This is a genomic window from Plasticicumulans sp., assembly GCF_035331805.1.
GTDB lineage: Bacteria > Pseudomonadota > Gammaproteobacteria > Competibacterales > Competibacteraceae > Plasticicumulans.
In genome coordinates this window covers 1-5,445 of sequence record NZ_DAOLKE010000244.1, presented here as the reverse complement: position 1 = coordinate 5,445, position 5,445 = coordinate 1, and the positions used below count along the sequence as shown (strand labels likewise).

The following is a 5,445-nucleotide window of genomic DNA, read 5'->3' as shown; positions in this document are numbered from 1 at the left end:
GAACGCTTCGCTTTTCAGCCCCTCGCCCCTCGCGGGAGAGGGGTTGGGGAGAGGGGGGAAAATCATGCGTTTACGTGTGATCGGTATCAGGCGCGGCGTGCATCGAGCAGCGCTGCGCAGGTCCGGCCGAGGTCGAGGTCGTGCTGCGGCGCGAGCCGCTTCAGCCGGGCGCACAGCCGGCCGTCGGCGGTGGCCACTCCGCGCCCGGCGATGGCGATGCGGTTGTCGGAGTCGGCGGCCGGCAGGTTCAGCACGCGGCCGAAGGCGGTTTCCAGCCGCGACAGGTACAGATCGAGCCTGGGGTCGCTGCCGGCCAGGTTCGCGACCAGCAGGCCGTCGGCGCCGAGTGCCGCGCGGCAGTCGTCATAGAAGCGCTGCGAGCCGAGCTGCGGCGGCTGGCCGCCGGGGCCGAAGCCGTCGACGAGCAGCAGATCCCACTCGCCGGCGCCGGCCGTCGCGACGAAGGCCGCGCCGTCGGTGCACAGCACGCGCAGGTGGTCGGAATCGGCCGGCACGCAGAAGCGCTCGCGCAGCGCGATGACCTCGGCGCTGATCTCGGCGACCTCGATGACGGCTTCGGGCAGGTGCTGGCGGCAGTACTTGACCAGCGAGCCGCCGCCGAGCCCGATCATCGCGATGCGCCCGGGGACCGGGCCGAGCAGCAGCAGCGCCGCCCCCATCATCGTGCGCGTGTAGCCGAGCGTGAGGCGCGCCGGTGCGGCCGGGTCCATGCGGCTCTGCACGCTGGCGGCCTCGAAGTGCAGCGACAGCAGGCCGTCGGCCATGTACAGGAAGGGCTGGCGGTCCGGCGTGTGCGCCCAGACGGCTTCGGGACGGTCGTAGATCTTCGGCGGATTCATGGGGCTTGCGGCAGGGTATTTCGGGCGCGGGCGTGACCTGCCGCCCGCGACTGCGCATGATGCCCGGTTTTCAGGCCGCTACCCGAGCCCGCGTGCACATGGACAGCGCCCCGCCGCCTCCGGACCCGATTGCCGCCACCGCCGCCGCACAGGCGGCAGCCGCGCTGCTCGATGACGCGCTGCTCTTCGATCTCGAAGCCACGCCGGACGGGCGCATCCTCGCGATCGGCGCCGAATTCCGCGGCCAGTGTTTTTTGCGCGAAGGCCGGCTGCAGGTCGGTGCCGTGCTGGCGGAGCTGGCCGGGTTCGCGCACGGTGCGCGGCTCGTGCTCGGGCACAACCTGCTCGATCACGACTGGCCGCTGCTGCGCGCGCAGGCGCCGCAGGCCGCGATCCTGCGCCTGCCGGTGCTCGACACGCTGTATCTGTCGCCGCTCGCCTTCCCGGAAAACCCGTATCACGCGCTGGTCAAGGACTACAAGCTGGTGCGCGACAGCGTCAACGACCCGGTTGCCGATGCCCGGCTGGCCGGTCGGGTGTTCCTCGAACAGGTCGCGGCCTTTGCGGCGCGCGCGCAGGGCGGGCCGGACTGGGCCGATCTGCTGCGCTATGCGTGGACCGATGCGGCGGCCGGGCGCGACGGCCTGTCGCCGACGGCTTTCCTGTGGCTCTGGGAGCGCCTCGGCGGCCGGCCGCCGGCCGATCCCGGCGCGCTGATCGAGCGCCTGATCGACGCCCGCACCTGCCGGAGCCGGCGCTCGGCGGCGCTGCAGCCGCTGCTGATGCAGCCGGGGCTGCGGCCGCTGCTCGGTTATCTCGTCACCTGGCTGATGGTCGCCGGCGGCAATTCGGTGCTGCCGGCCTGGCTGCGGCACCGGTTTCCGGCGCTGCCGGAGGCCGTGCGCCGCCTGCGTGACGAGCCCTGCAGCGACCCGGCCTGCGCCTGGTGTCGCGACGCGCACGACCCGCGCGGGCAGCTCGAACGCTGGTTCGGCTTCCCGGACTTCCGCGCCGAGCCGGCCACGGCCGAGGGCGGCAGCCTGCAGCGCGCGATCGTCGCTGCCGGGCTCGGGCACGACTCGCTGCTCGGCATCCTGCCGACCGGCGGCGGCAAGTCGCTGTGCTATCAGGTGCCGGCGCTGGCGCGTTACCGCAACCGCGGCGCGCTGACGGTGGTGATCTCGCCGCTGCGCGCGCTGATGAAGGATCAGGTCGATGGCCTGAACCGGCGCGTCGGCTTCGAGCTCTGCGGCGCGCTGTACGGCGACCTGACGCCGCCCGAGCGCGGCGCGCTGATCGAGCGCGTGCAGCTCGGCGACATCGCCGTGCTCTATGTCGCGCCCGAGCAGTTTCGCAACGCGAGCTTCCGCAGCCTCCTCGAAAGCCGCGAGATCGGCGCATGGGTGTTCGACGAGGCGCACTGCCTGTCGCAGTGGGGCCACGACTTCCGGCCCGACTACCTGTACTGCGCGCGCTTCATCCGCGAGTTCGGCGAGCGGCACAAACTGCCGCTCGCGCCGGTCAGCGCCGTCACCGCCACCGCCAAGCCGGACGTGATCGACGAGATCCGCCGCCACTTCCGGGAGGAACTCGGGCTGGAGCTGACGCTGTACGCCGGCGGCGTCGAGCGCGACAACCTGCGCTTCGAGGTGCGCGCGGTCACGAGTGCCAGCAAGCCGGCGCAGGTGCTGCAGCTGCTGCGCGAGCGCCTTGAACCCGCGCCGGGGGCGGCGATCGTCTACTGCGCGAAGCAGGACAGCACCGTCGAGTTCGCCCGCTTCCTCGACAGCGAGGGCTGGGCGGCCGAAGCCTTTCACGGCGGCATGAAGGCGCCGGACAAGCGTTCGGTGCAGGAGCGCTTCCTCGCCGGCGAGCTGCGCGTGATCTGCGCGACCAATGCCTTCGGCATGGGCATCGACAAGCCCGACGTGCGCCTCGTCATCCACGCCGATGCGCCCTCGTCGCTGGAGCACTACCTGCAGGAGGCCGGCCGCGCCGGGCGTGATCGCGAGCCGGCCGACTGCGTGCTGCTGTACGCGCCCGAGGACATCGAACGGCAGTTCCGCTGGGGCGCGCGCAGCCGCCTGAGCCGCCAGGACATCGCCGGCATCCTGCGCGCGCTGCGCCGCATGCAGCAGAAGCGCGATGCCGACGAGCCGGTCGTCGTCACCGCCGGCGAGCTGCTGCGCAGCGACAGCCTGCTCACCGGCTTCGAGACCGAAGATGCCGACACCCGCGTGCGCACCGCGCTCGCCTGGCTGGAGAAGGCACAGCTGGTCGAGCGCAACGAGAACCGCACCGGCGTGTTCCAGGGCCGGCCCTCGGTCGGCTCGATGGCCGAGGCGCGCGCGAAGCTCGATGCGCTCGATCTCGCGCCGCGCGCGCGCCGGCGCTGGGAGGCGGTGCTCGCCGTGCTGCTGCAGACCGATGCCGACGACGGCCTGAGCGTCGATACGCTCGCGCAACTGCCGGCGCTGCGCCCCGGGCCGGACGAGAAGCCGGTGCCGGTGCTGCGCCTGCTCGATGACATGCACCGTGCCGGCCTGTTGCAGCTCGGCCTGCAGCTCACCGCCTGGCTGCGACCGAAGGGCGCCGGCCGCGAGCGCGGCGCGATGAGCCGCTTCGAGCAGGTCAGCGCGATCGAATCGGCGCTGATCCGCCTGCTGTCGGAAACCGCCCCCGATGCCGGCGGCGAGGAATGGCCGCTGCATCTGCGGCCGCTGAACCAGCGCCTGCTCGACGAGGGCCTGCCGAGCGATCCCGAACTGCTGCGCAAGCTGCTGAAAAGCCTGTCGCTCGATGGCATCGGACTCGCGGCGCGCAAGCCCAGCCTGACGCTGCGCGCGCTCGGGCGCGAATGGCTGCGCGTGCGCCTGCGCCGCACCTGGAGCGCGATCGGCGAGACCTCGGAGCTGCGCCGCGCGCTGGCGCAGCGCCTGCTGCAGACGCTGCTCGCGCGCGTGCCGGCCGATGCGCCGCAGCAGGACCTGCTGCTGGTCGACTTCGCGCTCGAAGACCTGCGCACGGCGCTGAAAGCCGATGCGCTGCTGGCGAACCGCATCAGTGATCCGCTGGCCGCGATCGAGCGCGCGCTGCTGTACCTGCACGAGCAGCAGGTGATCACGCTGCAGCAGGGGCTGGCGGTGTTCCGCAGCGCGATGACGCTGCGCGTGCCGCCCGAAGCCCGGGGCCGGCGCTACACGGTCGGCGACTACGCGCTGCTCGATGCCCACTACCACGCGCGCACGCTGCAGGTGCACGTGATGGCCGAGTACGCGCGGCTGGCCCTCGCGCGCATCACGCAGGCGCTGGAGCTGGTCGGTGCCTACTTCACGCTCGGCCAGAAGGCCTTCCTGCGCCGCTACTTCGCCGGCCGCGAGCAGGAGCTGAAGATCCAGACCTCGCCCGAGTCCTTCCGCGCCATCGTCGAGGCGCTCGGCAACCCGGCGCAGCAGGCGATCGTCGCCGCCGGCGACGAGACCAATCTGCTCGTGCTCGCCGGCCCCGGCGCCGGCAAGTCGCGCGTGGTCGTGCACCGGGTCGCGTACCTGCTGCGCGTGCGCCGCGTGCCGCCGCAGGCGGTGCTGGTGCTCTGCTACAACCGCAACGCCGCGCTGGAGCTGCGCCGGCGGCTGACGGCGCTGGTCGGGGCCGAGGCGCGCGGCGTCACCGTGCAGACCTTCCACGGCCTGGCGCTGGCGCTGTCCGGCCACGCGCTCGACGGCCGCCGGCGCGCCCGGACCGGCAGCGGCGACGGCGATGGCATCGACTTCGAGGCGCTGCTCGCCGAGGCCACGGCGCTGCTGCGCGGCGAGCGCGAGCAGATCGGCGTGCCCGGCGACGAGCTGCGCGAACGCCTGCTCGCCGGCTACCGCCACATCCTCGTCGACGAATACCAGGACATCGACGCCGCCCAGTACGAACTGGTCGCCGCCATCGCCGGGCGCACGCTCGAAGACCCCGACCGCAAGCTGACGCTGCTCGCCGTCGGCGACGACGACCAGAACATCTACGACTTCCGCTTCACCAGCACCGCCTTCATCCGCCGTTTCAGCGAGGACTACGGCGGCGAGACGCACTTCCTGACCGAGAACTACCGCTCGACGCGCCACATCATCGACGCCGCCAACACGCTGATCGCCCACAACCGCGAGCGCATGAAGGCCGACCAGCCGATCCGCCCCGACCGCGCCCGCCGCGATGCCGCGGCCGGCGGCGACTGGCAGGCGCGCGATCCGCTGGCGCAGGGGCGGGTGCAGGTGCTGCACGTCGCCGATGCCGCGGCGCAGGCGACGGCGCTGGTCGCGGAGTTCGAGCGCCTGCGCGGCCTCTGTCCCGCGCTCGACTGGCAGGACTTCGCCGTGCTCGCCCGCACGCACGAGGAACTGATGCCGGTGCGCGCCGCCCTCGATGCGTGCGCCATCCCGATCGCCTGGAACAGCGCCGCGCGCACGCTGCCCGCGCCGTCCCAGGTCGCCGGTGAAGGTCACCCGGGATTCCCGTCCGCCGGTCTGGAACTCCACGGCCACCAGCGCCGAGCCGAGGATGTGCCCGGCGTCGATGAACCGCACCCGCACATCGGGGT

At 72.7% G+C, this 5,445-nt stretch carries 2 protein-coding genes; one reads left to right on the top strand and one right to left on the bottom strand.

Going from position 1 to position 5,445, the window contains the following annotated elements; genetic code table 11:
- Positions 1-86 precede the first annotated feature (86 nt).
- Positions 87-860 carry a transferase gene (locus PKE44_RS14375; protein WP_324552370.1) on the bottom strand — a complete coding sequence of 258 codons (774 nt, stop codon included), beginning with the start codon at positions 858-860 and terminating at the stop codon, positions 87-89.
- 98 nt (positions 861-958) lie between these two features.
- Here PKE44_RS14375 and PKE44_RS14370 point away from each other — a divergent pair.
- The coding region (locus PKE44_RS14370) for a RecQ family ATP-dependent DNA helicase (protein WP_324552368.1) at positions 959-5,445 on the top strand (4,487 nt) is incomplete at its 3' end.

Bases quoted from the DNA above. Each gene is read 5' to 3' on its own strand.
- PKE44_RS14375 (WP_324552370.1), bottom strand. From the start codon at position 860: ATGAATCCGCCGAAGATCTACGACCGTCCCGAAGCCGTCTGGGCGCAC.